Origin of the sequence: Pseudomonas sp. HN11 (assembly GCF_021390155.1) — a bacterium.
In the GTDB taxonomy this organism is placed as follows: Bacteria; Pseudomonadota; Gammaproteobacteria; order Pseudomonadales; family Pseudomonadaceae; genus Aquipseudomonas.
Genome location: NZ_CP089985.1, coordinates 5,264,866 through 5,285,000, shown reverse-complemented (window position 1 = coordinate 5,285,000; position 20,135 = coordinate 5,264,866). Strand labels below are relative to the sequence as shown.

The window sequence follows — 20,135 nt, the reverse complement described above, 5'->3', positions numbered from 1 at the left end:
TGAAGGTGAGTTGAGAAGCTTGCTGGAGGTATCAGAAGTGCGAATGCTGACATGAGTAACGACAATGGGTGTGAAAAACACCCACGCCGAAAGACCAAGGTTTCCTGCGCAACGTTAATCGACGCAGGGTTAGTCGGTCCCTAAGGCGAGGCTGAAAAGCGTAGTCGATGGAAAACAGGTTAATATTCCTGTACTTCTGGTTATTGCGATGGAGGGACGGAGAAGGCTAGGCCAGCTTGGCGTTGGTTGTCCAAGTTTAAGGTGGTAGGCTGAGATCTTAGGTAAATCCGGGATCTTAAGGCCGAGAGCTGATGACGAGTTAACTTTTAGTTAACGAAGTGGTTGATGCCATGCTTCCAAGAAAAGCTTCTAAGCTTCAGGTAACCAGGAACCGTACCCCAAACCGACACAGGTGGTTGGGTAGAGAATACCAAGGCGCTTGAGAGAACTCGGGTGAAGGAACTAGGCAAAATGGCACCGTAACTTCGGGAGAAGGTGCGCCGGTGAGGGTGAAGGACTTGCTCCGTAAGCTCATGCCGGTCGAAGATACCAGGCCGCTGCGACTGTTTATTAAAAACACAGCACTCTGCAAACACGAAAGTGGACGTATAGGGTGTGACGCCTGCCCGGTGCCGGAAGGTTAATTGATGGGGTTAGCTAACGCGAAGCTCTTGATCGAAGCCCCGGTAAACGGCGGCCGTAACTATAACGGTCCTAAGGTAGCGAAATTCCTTGTCGGGTAAGTTCCGACCTGCACGAATGGCGTAACGATGGCGGCGCTGTCTCCACCCGAGACTCAGTGAAATTGAAATCGCTGTGAAGATGCAGTGTATCCGCGGCTAGACGGAAAGACCCCGTGAACCTTTACTATAGCTTTGCACTGGACTTTGAATTTGCTTGTGTAGGATAGGTGGGAGGCTTTGAAGCGTGGACGCCAGTCTGCGTGGAGCCATCCTTGAAATACCACCCTGGCAACTTTGAGGTTCTAACTCAGGTCCGTTATCCGGATCGAGGACAGTGTATGGTGGGTAGTTTGACTGGGGCGGTCTCCTCCTAAAGAGTAACGGAGGAGTACGAAGGTGCGCTCAGACCGGTCGGAAATCGGTCGTAGAGTATAAAGGCAAAAGCGCGCTTGACTGCGAGACAGACACGTCGAGCAGGTACGAAAGTAGGTCTTAGTGATCCGGTGGTTCTGTATGGAAGGGCCATCGCTCAACGGATAAAAGGTACTCCGGGGATAACAGGCTGATACCGCCCAAGAGTTCATATCGACGGCGGTGTTTGGCACCTCGATGTCGGCTCATCACATCCTGGGGCTGAAGCCGGTCCCAAGGGTATGGCTGTTCGCCATTTAAAGTGGTACGCGAGCTGGGTTTAGAACGTCGTGAGACAGTTCGGTCCCTATCTGCCGTGGACGTTTGAGATTTGAGAGGGGCTGCTCCTAGTACGAGAGGACCGGAGTGGACGAACCTCTGGTGTTCCGGTTGTCACGCCAGTGGCATTGCCGGGTAGCTATGTTCGGAATAGATAACCGCTGAAAGCATCTAAGCGGGAAACTAGCCTCAAGATGAGATCTCACTGGAACCTTGAGTTCCCTGAAGGGCCGTCGAAGACTACGACGTTGATAGGTTGGGTGTGTAAGCGCTGTGAGGCGTTGAGCTAACCAATACTAATTGCCCGTGAGGCTTGACCATATAACACCCAAGCAATTTGATTACTCTAACGAGCATCAGATTGCGGTGTGTGAAGACGAAATGAACCGAAAGTTCGAATCTCACAAAACACCGAATGCTGTCACATACCCAATTTGCTGAAGCGAGGCCAACAGGTCACGACTCAGTACCCGAATTTCTTGACGACCATAGAGCATTGGAACCACCTGATCCCATCCCGAACTCAGCAGTGAAACGATGCATCGCCGATGGTAGTGTGGGGTTTCCCCATGTGAGAGTAGGTCATCGTCAAGATTAAATTCCGAAACCCCATTTGCGAAAGCAGATGGGGTTTTGTTTTGGGCGGGCGAAAGACAGCTAACATCCCAATTCCGCCAAAAACTGCCCACAGTGCTAAAGTCGCACCCTCGATTTTTGCTTTTCCCAAGGAAGCCGTTATGCCGGATGCGACGTCCCTCAGTGCTGGATTCATGGTGGTTCACGGCAACCGCCTGGACGAACTGCGCAGCCTGGTGGTCAGCTGGATGCGCCGCTACCCGCTGGCGCCCCTGGAAAACGAAATTGCCCTGGTACAAAGCAACGGCATCGCCCAATGGCTCAAGCTGGCCTTGGCTGAAGACCCGCAAGAAGACGACATGGGTGGTTGCGGTATCGCCGCCGCCATCGATGTTCAACTTCCCGGCAGCTTTATGTGGCAACTCTACCGCATGGTATTGGGAAAAAATGAAATTCCGCCCAAGTCCCTGCTCGATAAAGCCCCTCTGACCTGGCGCCTCATGCGCCTGCTCCCGGAGCTTATCAATCAACCCCATTTCGAACCGCTACAACGTTTTCTCACCCACGACACCGATTTGCGCAAACGCTACCAACTCGCTGAGCGCCTGGCTGACCTGTTCGACCAATATCAGGTCTACCGCGCCGATTGGCTCGAAGACTGGGCTGCCGGCCGCCACCAGCTGCGCAACGGGCGAGGCGAATCCAAACCCCTCAACCCGGCCAACTGCTGGCAAGCCGAATTGTGGCGAGCACTGTTGTTGGATGTAGGTGAAGAAGGCATGGCCGAAAGCCGTGCCGGCGTTCACCAGCGCTTTATCGAACGCATCAATAAACTTGAGAAAGCACCCGAGGGGCTGCCATCCCGAGTCATCGTTTTCGGAATCTCATCATTACCCGCACAGGCGCTTGAAGCCCTGGCCGGCCTCGCGCGATTCAGCCAAGTCCTGCTCTGCGTACACAACCCCTGTCGCCACCATTGGTCCGACATCGTCGCTGACAAAGACCTGCTGCGTAACGAATACAAACGCCAAGCGCGGAAAGTCGGCATGCCGGTCACCATCGATCCACAAACCCTGCACCAGCACGCCCACCCGCTACTGGCCGCCTGGGGCAAACAAGGCCGTGACTACATCAGCCTGCTGGACAGCTACGACGACCCCAATAGCTATCGCGCAGCATTCCGCGATGGTCGCATTGACCTGTTCAGCGACAGCGAACCCACCACACTGCTCAACCAGCTCCAGGACGATATCCTCGAACTGCGTCCACTCAATGAAACCCGCGAGCTATGGCCTGCCGTCGAGCTGGAACGTGATACCTCCATCCGCTTCCACATCGCCCACAGCGCCCAGCGCGAAGTGGAAATTCTCCACGACCAATTGCTCCAACGCTTCAGTGCCGACCCCACGTTGCGCCCCCGGGACATCATCGTCATGGTCCCGGATGTCGACAGCTACGCGCCGCACATTCGCGCCGTGTTCGGGCAACTCGAACGCAATGACCCACGCTTTATCCCGTTCACCCTGACCGACCAAGGCCAACGTGGCCGCGACCCGCTGCTCATCGCCGTCGAACACCTGCTGAAGCTGCCCGACAGCCGCTTCCCGGTCAGTGAGATCCTCGACCTGCTCGACGTGCCGGCCCTGCGCGAACGCTTCGCTATCAAGGAGCGAGACCTGCCCACGCTGCATCGCTGGATCGAAGGCGCCGGCATCCGTTGGGGGCTCAACGCAGACCAACGTGCCGGTCTTGGCCTGCCAGCGGAGCTGGAACAAAACAGCTGGCGTTTCGGCCTGCGCCGTATGTTGCTCGGTTACGCCGTAGGCACCGGCACCGCGTGTGACGGTATCGAGCCCTACGACGAAATCGGTGGCCTTGATGCAGCACTCATCGGCCCTTTGGTCGCTTTGCTTGACGCACTCAACGACGCACATCAAGCACTGTCGCTACCTGCTGCTCCGGCGGAATGGGGCGAGCGCCTGCAACACCTGACGCAACTGTTCTTCCTACCCAGCAGCGAACACGATGACTACCTGCTGGGCCAACTCGAACAACTCAGGGAGACCTGGCTGGAAACCTGCGAATCTGTCGGCCTGCAGGACGAGTTACCTCTCACCGTCGTCCGCGAAGCCTGGCTTGCAGGTCTGGACCAGGGGCGACTGTCCCAGCGTTTTCTGGCCGGAGCTGTCAATTTCTGTACTTTGATGCCGATGCGTGCGATTCCATTCAAGCTTGTTTGCCTGCTCGGCATGAACGACGGCGACTATCCGCGCGCCCAACCCCCGCTGGACTTCGACCTGATGGGCAGCGACTACCGCCCCGGCGACCGCTCACGGCGTGAAGACGACCGCTATCTGCTGCTCGAAGCGCTACTGTCTGCCCGTGACCAGTTGTACATAAGTTGGGTGGGCCGCAGCATCCGCGACAACAGCGATCGCCCGGCCTCAGTGTTGATAGGCCAGCTTCGCGACCATCTCGCCAGCGGCTGGCATCATGCCAACAGCGACGAACCGCTGATCGAAGCCATGACACAAGAACACCCGTTGCAACCGTTCAGCGCCCGCTATTTCCATGAGGGCGACGTGCTGTTCAGCTACGCCCGTGAATGGCAATTGCTGCACGAAAAACCGGATGCAATCTCAAAAGAAAACGAACTCACCTCGCATCAACAGGACGAACCTCTGAGCCTCGGCCAGCTTCAAGACTTCCTGCGCAACCCGGTCAAACACTTCTTCAGCCAGCGCCTGAAAGTGTTCTTCGAGGCCGCCGAGGTGCCGTTGGCTGACGAAGAGCCCTTCGTTCTCGACGCACTGCAGCGCTACAGCCTGAGCGATAGCCTGCTCAGCGCCGCACTCACCCAACCCGATCACCTTGATCACGCGCTGAACGCCCAGGCTTTGCGCCTGCAAGGCAGTGGCCTGTTGCCGATGGTGGGTTTCGGTGAGTGCCTGCGCAACGAACTGATCGAGCCCTTGCCCGATCTGCTGCGACGCTACCAGCAATTACTGGCCCTTTGGCCCATCCCGCACCCCGTCGCCGAACCAGTCAGTTTTGAGCATCATGGCGTTCAATTGGAAGGCTGGATCAGTGGTCTGCACCGACGCAGTGATGGCGGGTTGCTCAGCGTCACCACCATCCCCAACAGCATCGGCTCGATCAAGACCCGTAAGTGGCATCGCCTGATTCGCCCCTGGGTCAATCACGTGGTTGCCTGCGCCTGCGGCCTGCCACTGAGCACCGGCTTGGTGGCCAGCGATGACACCCTGCTGCTGCCGCCTCTGGATAAAGCCAATGCTCAAGAAATACTCGGTCACCTGCTGTTGGCCTGGCACACAGGAATGAGCAAACCGTTGCCCGTCGCCGTCAAGACGGCTTTTGCCTGGCTCGGCCAAACTGATCCTGCCAAGGCCCAGGCGGCTGCCAGCAAAGCCTACGAAGGCGATGGCTTGACCACCGATGGCGAGCGCCGCGAAACCCCGGCATTCACCCGTCAGTTCCCCGACTACGCCGCTCTGATCGCCAGCGAAGAATTCGAAGGTTGGTGCGAAACCCTGTATCGCCCGCTGCTCAACGCGCCGTGGCGATCACTCACAGGTGAGGAGGCCGGTGCATGACCAACAAACCCTTGGCCCTGGCGTTCCCGCTCAAAGGCAGCCAGCTGATTGAAGCCAGCGCCGGCACGGGCAAGACTTTCACCATCTCCGCCCTCTACCTGCGCCTGGTCCTCGGCCACGGTGGTGAGGAATCAGCCTTCGGCCGCGAACTGCTGCCGCCGCAAATCCTGGTGGTGACCTTCACCGATGCCGCCACCAAAGAACTGCGCGAACGCATCCGCATCCGCCTGGCCGAAGCCGCACGCTTCTTTCGCGAAGAAATCGAACAGCCCGACGTTCTGATCGCTGATCTACGCGATGAGTACCCACTCGAACAATGGCCCGCCTGCGCCAACCGCCTGGACATCGCCGCCCAGTGGATGGACGAAGCCGCTGTCTCAACGATCCACAGTTGGTGCCAGCGCATGCTGCGTGAGCATGCCTTCGACAGCGGCAGCCTGTTTACTCAGACCCTGGAAACCGATCACAGCGACCTGCTCGGCGAAGTGCTGCGCGACTACTGGCGGCTGTTCTGCTACCCAATGCATGACGACGCACTCAACTGGGTGCGCAGTCACTGGGGTGGCCCCGCTGCGTTGATGCCGCGAGTACGCGCGCTGTTCGGCAGCGAACGACCGACGGACGAAACCCGCGAACCCGCAGAATTGATCACGGCTTGCTTGCAAGAGCGCCGCGAAGCACTGACGACCATCAAGGCGCCTTGGCAGCAATGGGCCACTGAGCTGCGCGACATCTGCCTGCAAGCCGTGGCCGCCAAGGCCGTAGACGGGCGCAAGATGCAAGCCCGCTACTTCGAACCCTGGTTCGAAAAGATCAGCGCCTGGGCCGCCGACGAAACCCTTGAACAACTGGATATTGGCACCGGCTTCACCCGCCTCACACCCGAGGGCATGGCCGAAGCCTGGAAAGGCGAGCCACCTCAGCATCCCGGTATCGACGCCATGGCTGGCCTCAAGGCGGCGCTTGATGCGCTGCCAACCCCCGACGCCGCGGTGTTGCAACACGCCGCCGGCTGGGTGGGCAAACGCTTCGAAGAAGAAAAACGCCGACGCGCCGAAATGGGCTTCGACGACATGCTCATCCGCCTCAACGCCGCTCTGCAAGCCGACGGCGGTGATCGCCTGGCCAGTGTGATCCGCGAGCAATTTCCGGTGGCCTTGATCGACGAGTTCCAGGACACCGACCCGGTTCAATACAGCATCTTCGACAGCATCTACCGCATCGAAGAAAACCACCTCGACAGTGGTCTGTTCCTGATTGGCGACCCCAAACAAGCGATCTATGCCTTCCGGGGCGCCGACATCTATACCTACCTGCGCGCCCGCCAGTCCACCACCGGCCGCCACCATACGTTGGGCACCAACTTCCGCTCCAGCCACGCGATGGTCGAGGCGGTGAACCACGTGTTTCAGCGTGCGGAAACGGGCCGTGGTGCATTCCTGTTCCGCGAGCCTGATGGTGAAAACCCGGTGCCGTTCCACTTGGTGCTGTCCCAGGGCCGTAAAGAGCAATTGCAGGTCGATGGCCAAACGCTCCCTGCGATGAACCTCTGGCACCTACCCACCGACCAGCCGGTTTCCAATGTGCTTTATCGTCAGCAATTGGCGGCCGCCTGTGCCACGCAAATAGTTGAATTGCTCAACGGCGGGCAGCAAGGCAGCGCAGGTTTCCTGCAACCGGACGGCAACTTCAAAGGTGTGCTTCCGTCAGACATCGCCATCCTCGTGCGCGACGGCAAGGAAGCCCAGGCCGTGCGTGCTGCATTAGCCGTCCGTGGCGTTCGCAGCGTTTACCTGTCCGACAAGGACTCGGTCTTCGCCGCCCAGGAAGCCCACGACTTGCTGGCCTGGCTCAAGGCCTGCGCCGAGCCGGATGTCGAGCGCCCGCTGCGCGCCGCTTTGGCCTGCGTCACCCTGAACCAGTCACTGCCGGAACTGGAGCGTCTGAACCAGGACGAACTGGCGTGGGAAAGTCGTGTCATGCAGTTCCGTGGCTACCGCGCGATCTGGCGCACCCAAGGCGTGCTGCCGATGCTGCGTCGCCTGCTGCACGACTTCAAGCTGCCGCAAACCCTGATCGCACGCAGTGACGGTGAGCGTGTGCTGACCAACCTGCTGCACCTCAGCGAACTGCTGCAACAGGCGGCATCGGAACTGGATGGCGAGCAGGCACTGATCCGCCATCTGGCCGAGCACCTGGCACTCTCGGGGCAGGCGGGCGAGGAACAGATCCTGCGCCTGGAAAGTGATGAGCAACTGGTCAAAGTGGTGACTATCCACAAATCCAAAGGCCTGGAATACGATCTGGTTTTCCTGCCGTTCATTTGCTCTGCCAAACCCGTGGATGGCAGCCGATTGCCGCTTCACTACCATGATGACCACGGCAGATCCCAAGTCAGCCTGCGCCCTACGCCTGAGCTGATCGCTCAGGCCGACAATGAGCGCCTGGCCGAAGACCTGCGCCTGTTCTACGTAGCCCTGACCCGCGCCAAGCATGCGTGCTGGCTGGGTATCGCGGACCTCAAGCGTGGCAACACCAACAGCACCGTACTGCACCTGTCGGCACTGGGCTATTTGCTCGGCGCAGGCGCATCGTTGGGTGAGTCCGCCGGCTTGGCGCGCTGGCTCTTGGACCTTCAAGAAGGTTGCAGCGCAATCAACTACGCCCAGGTACCCGAAGCACAAGACATCCTTTTCCACCCACCGCGCAACGAAGCCACGCTGCGGGCGCCCTTGCTGCCCAAGCGCAAGGCCGCGGAAAACTGGTGGATTGCCTCCTACAGTGCCTTGCGCATTGGCGACAGCATGAGCGCCGCCGCTCTCGAAGCACCGGAAAGCCCACAGGCCCAGAAGCTGTTCGATGACGAACGTCTCGACCCCGACGCACCGCGCGAAGTGGCGGCGGCCGGCGGCGACATTCACCGTTTCCCACGCGGCCCTAACCCAGGGACCTTCCTGCATGGCCTGCTGGAATGGGCTGGAGAAGAGGGTTTCAACGTCACGCCCGAGGCGATCGAAAAAGCCGTGGGTGCTCGCTGCAACCGACGCAACTGGGAAGGCTGGATCATCACCCTCAGCAGTTGGCTCGGTCACCTGCTGCAAACGCCATTGCCTGTGGATAACGGTCACGTTTCCCTCAGCGCTTTGCAGCAGTACCAGATCGAGATGGAATTCTGGTTTGCCAGCCACAAGGTCGACGTACTCGCCCTCGACAAGCTGGTCTGCCAATACACCCACCACGGCGTTTCCCGCGTCGCCGCCGAGCCTGTGCTGCTCAATGGTATGTTCAAGGGCTTCATCGATTTGACCTTTGAACATGACGGTCGCTATTACGTGGCTGATTACAAATCCAACTGGCTGGGCCCCGACGAGTCGGCCTACACCGTCGATGCCATGGAACAGTCGATCCTCGATCATCGGTACGACCTGCAATACGTGCTCTACCTGCTTGCCCTGCACCGCCAGCTCAAGGCGCGCCTGCCGGACTACGACTACGACCGCCACGTCGGCGGTGCGCTGTATATTTTCCTGCGTGGCACGCAATCCGCGAGCCAGGGGGCGTATTTCACCCGGCCGCCACGGGAGCTGATCGAAGGCCTGGACCTGCTGTTCCAGGGCAAGCCCATCCCGCCCAAGGTTGAGCCCGCCTGGGAACAAGGAGTGTTGTTATGAGCCTGTCGCCGCTACCGCTGGAGGAACTGACGCCCCTCAGCCGCGCCGCCGACCTGTTGCAATTGCTGGAGCGTTGGGTGGATCGCGGTTGGTTGCGTGCCCTGGACAAAGCCTTCGTCGGCTTCCTGCACGAGCTTGATCCACAGGCCGACCCGCTGGTGCTGCTCGCCGCGGCGCTGACCAGCCATCAATTGGGCCATGGCCACGTCTGCCTTGACCTGTTCGAAACCCTCAAGGCACCCGACTTCGCTCTGTCGTTGCCGCCGGAAGGCGATCTGCAAACCGGCGCCATGCTGCTGCCGTCGCAGTTGCTCGACGGCCTCGACGGCGCCCACTGGTGCCACGCGCTGGCCGCCAGCCACCTGGTCGCGCTGGCGGTCGATGGCAGCGAGTCCGCCCAAAGCCGCCCGCTGGTCCTATCCGGCAAACGCCTGTACCTGCGCCGCTACTGGACCTACGAGCGGCGTATCGATACCGCATTGCGCCTGCGGCTCGCCACTCAGGAAAGCGTCGTCGCCGATTTACCGCAGCGCCTGAACAGTTTGTTCGACCAACCGCCGCCCGACGGCGTGATCGACTGGCAAAAACTGGCCTGCGCCCTGGCCACTCGGGGTGCATTCAGCATCGTCACCGGGGGCCCCGGTACCGGCAAGACCACCACCGTGGTGCGCCTGCTCGCGCTGTTGCAGGCGCCGGCCGTGGAAACCGGCAGCCCGTTGCGCATTCGCCTGGCCGCGCCCACCGGTAAAGCCGCCGCACGCCTCACCGAGTCCATCAGCCAACAAGTGCTGTCGCTGAAAGTGCCGGACAGCGTAAAGGAAAAAATCCCGACTCAGGTCACCACTGTCCACCGCTTGCTCGGCAGTCGCCCAGGCACGCGGCATTTTCGTCATCACCTCGGCAATCCGCTACCTCTGGATGTGCTGGTGGTGGACGAAGCCTCGATGATCGATCTGGAAATGATGGCCAACCTGCTCGATGCCTTGCCGCCCCATGCACGCTTGGTACTGCTGGGTGACAAGGACCAACTCGCGTCGGTAGAGGCGGGCGCGGTCCTCGGTGATTTGTGCCGCGACGCCGAAGCCGGTTTCTATAGCGCCGAGACCCGCCAATGGCTGCAAGCCGTCAGCGGTGAAGACCTCAGCGCCAGCGGCCTGCAGGAAGACCTCGACGCCAGCCACCCGTTGGCCCAGCAAGTGGTGATGCTGCGTTACTCGCGACGTTTCGGCGAAGGCAGTGGTATCGGCCAACTGGCGCGTTGGGTCAATCAACAAAATGCCGAAGAGGCGCGCAAGCTGCTGGCGGCGCACAGCCATAGCGACCTGTTCTGCGTCAGCCTCAAGGGCGAGCACGACCCTGCACTGGAGCGTCTGGTGCTGGATGGGCAGGGCGACGGCGCCCAAGGTTATCGCTATTACCTCAACCTGCTGCAAAGCGCCCGTCCGTCACTTGATACCCCGCGTGAAAGTGCCGCCTGGACCCATTGGGCAAAACAACTGCTGCAAGCCTTCGACGCGTTCCAACTGCTCTGCGCGGTACGCAAAGGCCCCTGGGGCGTGGAAGGCCTGAACCTGCGCATCACCGCGGCCCTGCGCAAAGTGGGGCTGATCGAAGGCGACGAGCAATGGTACGAAGGTCGCCCGGTACTGATGACCCGCAACGACTACGGCCTGGGCCTGATGAACGGCGATATCGGCATCGCGCTGAAATTGCCCGAAAGCGACGGCGGCCCGCAGGTGCTGCGCGTGGCCTTCCCACGTAACGACGGCCAGGGCGGTGTGCGATTTGTGCTGCCCAGTCGTCTGAACGATGTGGAAACCGTGTACGCCATGACCGTGCACAAATCCCAGGGCTCGGAGTTCACTCACACTGCGCTGATCCTGCCGGACGCATTGAACCCGGTGCTCACCAAAGAGTTGATCTATACCGGCATCACCCGGGCCAAGCGCTGGTTCAGCCTGATCGAGCCCCGAGGCGGCGTGTTTGAAGAAGCCGTAAGGCGCAAGGTCAAGCGGTTGAGTGGGTTGATGCTGGAGTTGGGTCAGGAGTCAGACATTTCTGACGCTGTGCTATCGTTGCGGCATCACCCTGAAAACATCTGAGAGAATCGCTGCATGAACGTGGCTGTCTCGCCTGCAGAGCGTAGTTTTAGCTGGAGACAACTGCTGCTTGTGGCGGTTTTGTGTGTGTTCGCGTCGGGTGCATTTGCCCAGGCGCCCAGCCCTGCCGAGGCCCGCGCCCAGGCGGTTACCCAAGTGGTACTCGGTATCCTCAGTTATGCGCGCTGGCCGGTAGAACCTGCGCAATTGCGCCTGTGCATCGTCGGCCCGACTCAATACACCGACGACCTGATCAAGGGCACCACACAGGCCACCGGCCGCCCAGTGGTGGTGCGACGCCTGCTGGCCAGCCATCCCGATATCGTCAATGCGTGCGACGCCGTGTATATCGGCAAACTCAGTGCCGATGAGCGCAGCCAGTTGTTCACGTCGTTAATCGGCCATCCGGTACTGAGCATCAGCGAAGTTGGCGACCAATGCACGGTGGGCAGTCTGTTCTGCCTGCGAGTGAGCGATGAGCAGGTGTCGTTTGAGGTCAACCTCGACTCCGTCGCCCGCAGCGGCGTGCGCATTCACCCCAGTGTGCTGCAGTTGTCACGTCGCCGAGCATCCGCGTCATGACGGTCGATAAAGTGCGACCGACCCTGCGCTCGGTCATTGGCCGAGGGCACCTGATTCTGGCGCTGGTGGCCGTGACTCTGGCCAGCGTCTCACTGACCTTGCTCGGTGTACTGGCGCTGCGCGTCTATGCCGAACACAACCTGCACCTGATCGCACGCTCTATCAACTACACCGTGGAAGCCGCGGTGGTGTTCAACGATAGCGCGGCGGCCACTGAAGCCCTCAGCCTGATCGCCTCCACCGAAGAAGTGGCCGAGGCTGAGGTCTTCGATGCCAGTGGCAAGCTGTTGGCGAAGTGGATACGTCCGGAAACCGGCATGCTCTCGCGAGTCGAGCTGGAGCTGGCACATACCCTGCTCGAGCAACCCATCAGCCAGCCGATCCTGCATCAAGGCAAAGCCATCGGCAGCATTCACCTCACCGGCCACGGCGGTAGCCTGCTGCGCTTCCTGCTCAGCGGCCTGGCCGGGATCCTCATCTGCACCGCCCTCAGCGCGTGGGTGGCCCTGCATCTGGCGCGACGCTTGTTGCGCGGCATAACCGGCCCGCTGCAAAGCCTCGCCGCCGTGGCCCACGCGGCCCGCAGCGAACGCGACTTCGACCGCCGCGTGCCACCGGCGCGGATCGCCGAACTCGACAGCCTGGGCAGCGACTTCAATGCCTTGCTCGGCGAGATGGAAGCCTGGCAAAGCCATCTGCAAAGCGAAAACGAATCCCTCGCCCACCAAGCCAACCACGACAGCCTCACCGGCCTGCCCAACCGCGCCTTCTTCGAAGGCCGTTTGATCCGCGCCCTGCGCAGCGCGGCCAAGGCCAAAGAACAGGTGGCGGTGCTGTACCTCGACAGCGACCGCTTCAAAGAGATCAACGACAGCTTTGGCCATGCCGCCGGCGATGCCGTTCTTGTGGCCGTCGCCGAACGTGTGCGTGCGCAATTGCGTGAAGACGACCTGATGGCGCGTCTGGGCGGCGATGAGTTCGCCATCCTGCTGGCGCCGTTGCACAAGGCGCAAGATGCCGAGCGTATCGCCGACAAGATCATCGCCAGCATGGACCTGCCCATCCCCGTGCCTGGTAACACCCAGGTATTGACCTCCCTCAGTATCGGCATTGCGATCTACCCCGATCATGGCGCCACCCCTGGCACCTTGCTCAATGCCGCCGACGCGGCGATGTACCAGGCCAAGCGTTTGTCCTCGGGCGGCCAGCAAACGGCGGAGTCGGAGAATTCCGTCGTCAACGTTCAACACAGGAGTTGACCCCTTGTTCACGACCGCGCGTTTCATGTTTATCACCCTGCTGGTAGCCCTGCTCGCCCTCGGCGGCTGCCAGACGCCGCCCCCCAAAGGCCTGACCCCAGCGCAAGTGGCCGTCCTCAAGCAACAAGGCTTCGAATTGACCGACGAAGGCTGGGCATTCGGCCTGTCCGGCAAAGTGCTGTTCGGCAGCGACGTTGAAACCCTCAACCAACCCAGCACCGACATCGTCCAACGCATCGGCAAGGCCCTGCTGGGCGTTGGCATCGAACGCGTACGCGTCGACGGCCACACCGATGCGTCGGGTAAGGAAACCTACAACCAGCAACTGTCCCTGCGCCGTGCGAAAAGCGTGGCGGCGGTGTTGACCGGTGTGGGCATGAAGGAAGAAAACATCCAACTGCGCGGGTTGGGCAGCAGCGAGCCGGTGGCCTCCAACGATACGGCGGCAGGACGCACAGAGAATCGGCGGGTGTCGATTGTGGTGATTGCGGACTGACCCCGTCCCGCCAATCTCAATGTGAAACCCAATCAACTGTGGGAGCTGGCTTGCCTGCGATAGCGGTGTGAAGTACCGGATGTACTGGCTGACACACAGCCATCGCAGGCAAGCCAGCCCCACAGTGGGTTTTTGCGGTGTGCTTGCTAAAGTCTGCGCTTAACGGCTTGGCGTCATTGCTTGCGTCAGGTCATCAACCACGGCTTTGCCCATCTCACACAGGTAATGCGCGGCCCACGCGTATTGCTCGCCGCGCACATCCATGGCGGCTTCCATCGCGAGTTTCTTGGAGTAGAAAAGCAGGGTGGAAGCGTGCTCTAACGCTTCCTCAATGGGCATGCCGGCGTTGAGGCGGAACAGGGGTTTTTCGTTTTCGCCGTAGTCCCCGAAGGTGACGACGCCGAGGGTGGTGATGGAGGAAAGCGGTGGATCGGGGACGATTTTGCTCATGATGATTGCTCTCTGCTGAAGTAGAGCCGCCACATCACATCGCTAAACATGAAAAGGGTGGCAGCTGTGTGCAGGTTAGCGATCCGGGTTGAGAGACCCCGGGTAGACTCAAGGTCTCCCGCACACAGCCGCCATAAAACGCTAAAAGCTAGCGAGAGCCAGCTAATACTGTTGGAAGCGGTGCCTCATGAATCCGGATCGCTAAACCCGATCGCTGATGAGCAGCGAAGTCAGGAGGCTAGTGACCCAAACGGTAAGGCGCAATGGGGTAGAGAGTCTCTAGGAAACGTCCTGCAAATTAAAGCGAATCATCGTTGATGGCCCTTTAATCCGCGAACCTGATCTCTCGTGTCTCCCCCATCAACAACCCCTGATTCTGCTCCGTCACCTCCCGGATGTAGTCCCACAACAACGTAATCCGCTTCAACTTCCTCAGATCCTCCCGGCAATACATCCAGAACTGGCGAGTGATGGAAATCTGCTCCCCCAGCACCGGCAACAACCGCGGATCCTGCGCAGCGAGAAAGCACGGCAATATCGCCATCGACCGGCCCTGCTGCGCCGCCACGTACTGCGCGATCACGCTGGTACTGCGCAGGCTGGCGCTGGCGCCGGGCACTACGTTTGCCAGGTACAGCAACTCCGAGCTGAACGCCAAATCATCCACATAACTGATAAACGGATGCTCGGCCAAGTCCGCCGGTTTGCGGATCGGTGGGTGCTGGTCCAGGTACTCCTGGGTCGCGTACAGCTGCAATTTGTAGTCGCACAGTTTGCAGCACACATACGGCCCGTGTTCCGGGCGTTCCAGGGCGATGACGATGTCGGCTTCGCGTTTGGACAGGCTAATGAAGTGGGGCAGGGGCAGGATGTCGACCGAGATGGCCGGGTAGGTGTCGACGAAGTGGCTCAGTTGCGGGGTGACGAAGAAGCTGCCGAACCCTTCGGTGCAGCCCATGCGCACGTGGCCGGACAGGGCCACGCCGGAGCCGGAAACTTGCTCGCAGGCCATGTGCAGGGTGCTTTCGATGGACTCGGCATAGCCCAGCAAACGCTGGCCTTCGGTGGTGAGCACAAAGCCGTTGGTCCGGGATTTTTCGAACAGCAGCGTACCGAGTGACACTTCCAATGAACTGATGCGCCGCGACACGGTGGTGTAGTCCACCGCCAGGCGTTTGGCGGCCACGCTGGCTTTGCGGGTGCGGGCCACTTCGAGGAAAAACTTCAGGTCATCCCAGTTCAGGGAGCCCAGGGACGTAATGTTTTTTTGCATATTGGTCCGGCTTTTATGTGCGTTCTTATTAGAGATTTGCACATCTATACTCCAAATACAGTCCGAACGCCTCATTCTTCAAGGCGATTCAACGCCTTGGTTCTCTGCATATAAATAAGAATTGGAGACCACATGAACGCATCTGCCGATATTTCCGTGCAACAGGTCAAGTTGCTGATCAACGGTGAGTGGGTCGAGTCCAAGACCACCGAGTGGCAAGACATCGTCAACCCGGCCACCCAAGAGGTGCTGGCCAAAGTCCCGTTCGCTACTGCCGATGAAGTCAACGCTGCCATCGACGCTGCCCACCGCGCCTTCCAGACCTGGAAGCTGACGCCGATCGGCGCGCGCATGCGCATCATGCTCAAGCTACAAGCCTTGATCCGCGAACATTCCAAGCGCATTGCCGTGGTGCTCAGCAACGAGCAGGGCAAGACCATTGCCGATGCCGAAGGCGATATTTTCCGTGGCCTGGAAGTGGTGGAACACGCCTGTTCCATCGGCACCCTGCAAATGGGCGAATTCGCCGAGAACGTCGCCGGTGGCGTCGACACCTACACCCTTCGCCAACCCATCGGCGTGTGCGCGGGCATCACCCCGTTCAACTTCCCGGCGATGATTCCGCTGTGGATGTTCCCGATGGCGATTGCTTGCGGTAACACCTTCGTCCTTAAACCGTCCGAGCAGGACCCGTTGTCGACGATGCTGTTGGTGGAGCTGGCGCTGGAAGCTGGCGTGCCGGCTGGCGTGCTCAACGTGGTGCACGGCGGCAAGGATGTGGTGGATGCGCTGTGCACCCATAAAAACATCAAGGCCGTGTCCTTCGTGGGTTCGACCGCCGTGGGCACTCACGTCTACGACTTGGCCGGCAAACACGGCAAGCGTGTGCAGTCGATGATGGGCGCCAAGAACCACGCCGTGGTGCTGCCGGATGCCAACCGCGAACACACCCTCAATGCCCTGGTCGGCGCCGGTTTTGGCGCGGCGGGCCAGCGTTGCATGGCGACCTCGGTGGTGGTGCTGGTGGGCGCGTCCAAGCAATGGCTGCCGGACCTGAAAGCACTGGCGCAAAAGCTCAAGGTCAACGCAGGCAGCGAAGCCGGTACCGATGTGGGCCCGGTGATTTCCAAGCGCGCCAAGGCACGTATCCTGGAACTCATCGAGAGCGGCGTGAAAGAGGGCGCCAAGCTGGAGCTGGATGGCCGCGACATCAAGGTGCCGGGCTTCGAGCAAGGCAACTTCGTCGGCCCGACCCTGTTCTCGGGCGTGACCACTGATATGCGCATCTACACCGAGGAAATCTTCGGCCCCGTGCTGGTGGTGCTGGAAGTCGACACCCTCGACCAGGCCATCGCACTGGTCAACGCCAACCCGTTCGGCAACGGCACCGGCCTGTTCACCCAAAGTGGCGCGGCGGCGCGCAAGTTCCAGAGCGAGATCGATGTAGGCCAAGTGGGCATCAACATCCCGATCCCGGTGCCGGTCCCTTTCTTCAGCTTCACCGGTTCGCGTGGTTCCAAGCTTGGCGACCTCGGCCCATACGGCAAGCAAGTGGTGCAGTTCTACACCCAGACCAAAACCGTCACCAGCCGCTGGTTTGACGACGACACGGTCAACGATGGCGTCAACACCACCATCAACCTGCGCTGATTCCGGGAGACGACCATGAAGATTGCATTTATCGGCTTGGGCAACATGGGCGCTCCCATGGCCCGCAACCTGATCAAGGCCGGCCATGCGCTGAACCTGTTTGACCTGAACCAGGCGGTGCTCAAGGAGTTGGCCGAACTGGGTGGCACTGTCAGCGATTCACCACGCGATGCGGCGAAAGACGCTGAGCTGGTGATTACCATGCTGCCGGCGGCGGCGCATGTGCGCAGCGTGTGGCTGAATGAAGATGGTGTACTCGCCGGCATCGGCAAAGGCGTACCGGCTGTGGATTGCAGCACCATCGACCCGCAAACCATCCGCGACGTAGCGGCTGCGGCGGCCAAGCAAGGTGTAGTCGTTGCAGACGCCCCGGTCTCCGGCGGCACCGGTGGCGCCGCAGCAGGGACGCTGACCTTCATGGTCGGCGCCACCCCGGAACTGTTCGCCACCCTGCAACCGGTGCTGGCGCAGATGGGCCGTAACATCGTGCACTGCGGTGATGTGGGCACGGGGCAAATCGCCAAGATCTGCAACAACCTGCTGTTGGGGATCAGCATGGTCGGCGTCAGTGAGGCCATGGCCTTGGGTGATGCTCTGGGCATCGACACCCAGGTACTGGCCGGCATCATCAACAGCTCGACCGGACGCTGCTGGAGTTCCGACACCTACAACCCATGGCCGGGCGTGATTGAAACCGCACCGTCGTCGCGGGGTTACACCGGTGGGTTCGGTGCCGACCTGATGCTCAAGGATTTGGGCCTGGCCACCGAAGCGGCGCGTCAGGCCAAGCAACCCGTGATTCTGGGCGCTGTGGCCCAGCAGTTGTATCAATCGATGAGCCAGCGTGGGGAAGGGGGCAAGGACTTCTCGGCGATCATCAACAGCTATCGCAAGCCCAAGTAGGGGCGTTTCCGGGAGCCTGCCAATAGTGGGCTCCCGGGTTTTTGCGGCTCAAGCAAACACAAAATACTTACGCACTGTCTCCACCACTTCCCACGTCCCCTTCATCCCCGGTTCCACCACAAAGATATCCCCAGCCCGCAGGTGAATCGGCTCCATGCCTTCCGGGGTGATGATGCAGTAGCCTTCCTGGAAGTGGCAGTATTCCCACTTCACGTAGTCCACATACCACTTGCCCGGTGTGCAGATCCAGGTGCCCATGATCTTGCTGCCGTCTTCGCTGGTGTAGGCGTTGAGGTTGACGGTGTGCGGATCGCCTTCGAGTTTTTCCCATTTGCAGGCGTCCAGGACCGGCAGGGGATGGGTGTCGCGCAGTACGGTGATGGGCTTGGACATGACGTCTCCAGGGCAGGGAATGGAAAGATCCACCCTAAGGCCTTGGGCGTTGCGTCAGTGGTCTGAACTCGACATCGGGATGCCCAGAAGCGCAGCGGTGTTTATTTGATATAACCCATCACCAATTCGCCATTTCCTCGCAGTAAGTGCGAAAGATTTCCCACTTCACGCCAGAATTCGCAAGAAAATTCGCAGCCGGGCCTCGTATCATTCACCCCAGTAACCGCCGAGAGCCTGCAAATGAACCCAATAAAAACGTGGTGGGATATCAGCCCGCCCTTGAGTACGGCGACCCCGACCTGGCCGGGGGATACGCCGTTCCAGGAAGAGCGTGTGTGGCAGTTTGGCCCGGAGTGTCCGGTGAATGTCGGGCGTATCACGTTGTCCCCACACACCGGCGCCCATGTGGACGCGCCGCTGCATTACAGCGCAGACGGCGCGCCGATTGGCGAAGTGTCGCTGGATGTGTACATGGGCCCATGCCGGGTGCTGCATTGCCTGGACAGCGGCGCGCTGGTGCAGCCGCATCAGTTGGAAGGCCGTGTGGATAACTTGCCGGAGCGCGTGCTGCTGCGCACTTATCCACAAGCGCCGTTGACCGAATGGGATTCGAATTTCACCGCCATTGCTCCGCAGACCATTGAGTTGCTGGCTGGCCTGGGTGTGCGCTTGGTCGGTATCGATACGCCCTCGCTGGACCCGCAACAATCCAAGACCATGGATTCCCACAACGCCGTGGCGCGCCATGGCATGGCGATTCTCGAAGGCATCGTGCTCGATGACGTACCCGAGGGCGACTATGAACTGATCGCCCTGCCGCTGCGTTTTGCCAACCTCGATGCCAGCCCGGTTCGCGCAATCCTGCGCCCGCTCAAGGAGCCCACGCGATGAGCCAATGTCCTTTCTCTGCTGACTACCAGCCGCCTGAAGAATGGCATAACGCCGAACTGAATTTTTCCGAGTCCATGAGCTATGGCGATTACCTGGACCTGGGCAAAGTCCTCAGCGCTCAGCACCCGCTGTCGCCGGACCACAACGAAATGCTCTTCATCATCCAGCACCAGACGTCCGAGCTGTGGATGAAACTGATGCTCCACGAACTCAAGGCTGCCCGCGAGCATGTACGCCTGGGCGAGTTGCCGCCGGCGTTCAAGATGCTGGCACGGGTGTCGCGGATCTTCGATCAACTGGTGCACGCCTGGGCGGTGCTGGCGACGATGACGCCGTCGGAGTACAAGGCGATCCGCCCGTTCCTGGGGCAGTCGTCGGGGTTCCAGTCGTTCCAGTACCGCGAAATCGAATTTATCCTCGGCAATAAAAGCGCGGCGCTGTTGCGGCCCCACACCCATCGGCCGGAGCTGTTGAACGAGTTGAAAGTGGCGATTGCCACGCCGTCGCTGTATGACGAGGCGATCAACCTGATGGTCAAGGCCGGCCTGGCGATTGACCCGAAACGCGCCGAGCGCGACCCGACGGCGGCGACGGTGCACGATGAATCGGTGGAAGCGGCGTGGCGCGAGGTGTATCGCGATCCCAGCCGTTACTGGGATTTGTATCAGTTGGCCGAGAAGTTTATCGACCTGGAGGACTCGTTCCGTCAGTGGCGCTTCCGCCATGTGACCACGGTGGAGCGAATCATCGGCTTCCAGCCCGGTACAGGCGGCACGGAAGGGGTGGGGTATCTGCGCAAGATGCTCGACACCGTGCTGTTCCCAGAACTGTGGCGAGTGCGTTCCACACTCTAAACAAAAAGCCCCGGATCACCGGGGCTTTTCATTTGGAAGGTATTCAAAATG

At 60.4% G+C, this 20,135-nt stretch carries 13 protein-coding genes and 2 rRNA genes (1 of these 15 running past the window's edge); 12 read left to right on the top strand and 3 right to left on the bottom strand.

The window, feature by feature from the left end; translation table 11 throughout:
* From LVW35_RS24220 to LVW35_RS24185, 8 genes are all read left to right on the top strand, one after another.
* Positions 1-1,694: ribosomal RNA gene (locus tag LVW35_RS24220) — 23S ribosomal RNA — on the top strand (it extends 1,198 nt beyond the left edge of the window).
* Positions 1,695-1,851: 157 nt separating this feature from the next.
* A 5S ribosomal RNA gene (gene rrf / locus LVW35_RS24215) occupies positions 1,852-1,967 on the top strand.
* 143 nt (positions 1,968-2,110) lie between these two features.
* Positions 2,111-5,563 (top strand): exodeoxyribonuclease V subunit gamma, encoded by a 3,453-nt coding sequence (gene recC, locus LVW35_RS24210; protein ID WP_233892347.1) that lies wholly within the window; start codon positions 2,111-2,113, stop codon positions 5,561-5,563.
* A complete protein-coding gene (recB, locus tag LVW35_RS24205; protein WP_233892346.1) occupies positions 5,560-9,234 on the top strand; it encodes an exodeoxyribonuclease V subunit beta in 3,675 nt (1,224 codons plus the stop codon). Before recC ends, recB begins: the two co-directional genes overlap by 4 nt.
* On the top strand, positions 9,231-11,336 hold the full coding sequence (gene recD / locus LVW35_RS24200) for an exodeoxyribonuclease V subunit alpha (protein ID WP_233892345.1): 2,106 nt from the start codon (positions 9,231-9,233) through the stop codon (positions 11,334-11,336). The genes recB and recD overlap by 4 nt, the downstream gene beginning before the upstream one ends.
* A 12-nt stretch (positions 11,337-11,348) precedes the next feature.
* On the top strand, positions 11,349-11,915 hold the full coding sequence (locus tag LVW35_RS24195; RefSeq protein WP_233892344.1) for a YfiR family protein: 567 nt from the start codon (positions 11,349-11,351) through the stop codon (positions 11,913-11,915).
* Positions 11,912-13,174, top strand: coding sequence for a diguanylate cyclase domain-containing protein (locus LVW35_RS24190; RefSeq protein WP_233892343.1), 1,263 nt, complete (start codon positions 11,912-11,914; stop codon positions 13,172-13,174). Before LVW35_RS24195 ends, LVW35_RS24190 begins: the two co-directional genes overlap by 4 nt.
* Positions 13,175-13,178: 4 nt before the next feature.
* Positions 13,179-13,670: an OmpA family protein gene (locus LVW35_RS24185; protein ID WP_175486726.1), complete on the top strand. Its 492-nt coding sequence runs from the start codon at positions 13,179-13,181 to the stop codon at positions 13,668-13,670.
* Positions 13,671-13,829: 159 nt separating this feature from the next.
* Here LVW35_RS24185 and LVW35_RS24180 read toward each other — a convergent pair whose 3' ends face one another.
* Both LVW35_RS24180 and LVW35_RS24175 read right to left on the bottom strand, forming a co-directional pair.
* Positions 13,830-14,120 carry a DUF3077 domain-containing protein gene (locus tag LVW35_RS24180; RefSeq protein ID WP_233892342.1) on the bottom strand — a complete coding sequence of 97 codons (291 nt, stop codon included), beginning with the start codon at positions 14,118-14,120 and terminating at the stop codon, positions 13,830-13,832.
* A gap of 325 nt (positions 14,121-14,445) precedes the next feature.
* On the bottom strand, positions 14,446-15,393 hold the full coding sequence (locus LVW35_RS24175) for a LysR family transcriptional regulator (RefSeq protein ID WP_028617937.1): 948 nt from the start codon (positions 15,391-15,393) through the stop codon (positions 14,446-14,448).
* A gap of 132 nt (positions 15,394-15,525) precedes the next feature.
* Here LVW35_RS24175 and LVW35_RS24170 point away from each other — a divergent pair, with 132 nt between their 5' ends.
* Together LVW35_RS24170 and mmsB are read left to right on the top strand one after the other, a co-directional pair.
* A complete protein-coding gene (locus LVW35_RS24170) occupies positions 15,526-17,043 on the top strand; it encodes a CoA-acylating methylmalonate-semialdehyde dehydrogenase (protein ID WP_233892341.1) in 1,518 nt (505 codons plus the stop codon).
* 15 nt (positions 17,044-17,058) lie between these two features.
* On the top strand, positions 17,059-17,946 hold the full coding sequence (mmsB, locus tag LVW35_RS24165; RefSeq protein WP_233892340.1) for a 3-hydroxyisobutyrate dehydrogenase: 888 nt from the start codon (positions 17,059-17,061) through the stop codon (positions 17,944-17,946).
* Positions 17,947-17,994: 48 nt separating this feature from the next.
* Here the strand turns inward: mmsB and LVW35_RS24160 are convergent, their stop codons facing one another.
* Complete coding sequence (locus LVW35_RS24160) at positions 17,995-18,339, bottom strand: cupin domain-containing protein (protein WP_015885872.1); 345 nt, start codon at positions 18,337-18,339, stop codon at positions 17,995-17,997.
* 240 nt (positions 18,340-18,579) lie between these two features.
* On the opposite strand from LVW35_RS24160, the gene kynB reads away from it, so the two are divergent.
* Positions 18,580-19,230 (top strand): arylformamidase, encoded by a 651-nt coding sequence (gene kynB, locus LVW35_RS24155; RefSeq protein WP_233892339.1) that lies wholly within the window; start codon positions 18,580-18,582, stop codon positions 19,228-19,230.
* Entirely contained in the window at positions 19,227-20,084 is an 858-nt protein-coding gene (kynA, locus tag LVW35_RS24150) for a tryptophan 2,3-dioxygenase (RefSeq protein WP_233892338.1), read from the top strand. The genes kynB and kynA overlap by 4 nt, the downstream gene beginning before the upstream one ends.
* The last annotated feature ends 51 nt before the right edge of the window (positions 20,085-20,135 follow it).

Excerpts from the sequence above, each read along its gene's own strand:
- LVW35_RS24175 (WP_028617937.1), bottom strand. The coding sequence starts at position 15,393 with ATGCAAAAAAACATTACGTCCCTGGGCTCCCTGAACTGGGATGACCTG.
- LVW35_RS24170 (WP_233892341.1), top strand. The coding sequence starts at position 15,526 with ATGAACGCATCTGCCGATATTTCCGTGCAACAGGTCAAGTTGCTGATC.
- recC (WP_233892347.1), top strand. The coding sequence starts at position 2,111 with ATGCCGGATGCGACGTCCCTCAGTGCTGGATTCATGGTGGTTCACGGC.
- recB (WP_233892346.1), top strand. The coding sequence starts at position 5,560 with ATGACCAACAAACCCTTGGCCCTGGCGTTCCCGCTCAAAGGCAGCCAG.
- LVW35_RS24160 (WP_015885872.1), bottom strand. The coding sequence starts at position 18,339 with ATGTCCAAGCCCATCACCGTACTGCGCGACACCCATCCCCTGCCGGTC.
- LVW35_RS24180 (WP_233892342.1), bottom strand. The coding sequence starts at position 14,120 with ATGAGCAAAATCGTCCCCGATCCACCGCTTTCCTCCATCACCACCCTC.
- recD (WP_233892345.1), top strand. The coding sequence starts at position 9,231 with ATGAGCCTGTCGCCGCTACCGCTGGAGGAACTGACGCCCCTCAGCCGC.
- kynB (WP_233892339.1), top strand. The coding sequence starts at position 18,580 with ATGAACCCAATAAAAACGTGGTGGGATATCAGCCCGCCCTTGAGTACG.
- LVW35_RS24190 (WP_233892343.1), top strand. The coding sequence starts at position 11,912 with ATGACGGTCGATAAAGTGCGACCGACCCTGCGCTCGGTCATTGGCCGA.
- LVW35_RS24195 (WP_233892344.1), top strand. The coding sequence starts at position 11,349 with ATGAACGTGGCTGTCTCGCCTGCAGAGCGTAGTTTTAGCTGGAGACAA.
- mmsB (WP_233892340.1), top strand. The coding sequence starts at position 17,059 with ATGAAGATTGCATTTATCGGCTTGGGCAACATGGGCGCTCCCATGGCC.
- kynA (WP_233892338.1), top strand. The coding sequence starts at position 19,227 with ATGAGCCAATGTCCTTTCTCTGCTGACTACCAGCCGCCTGAAGAATGG.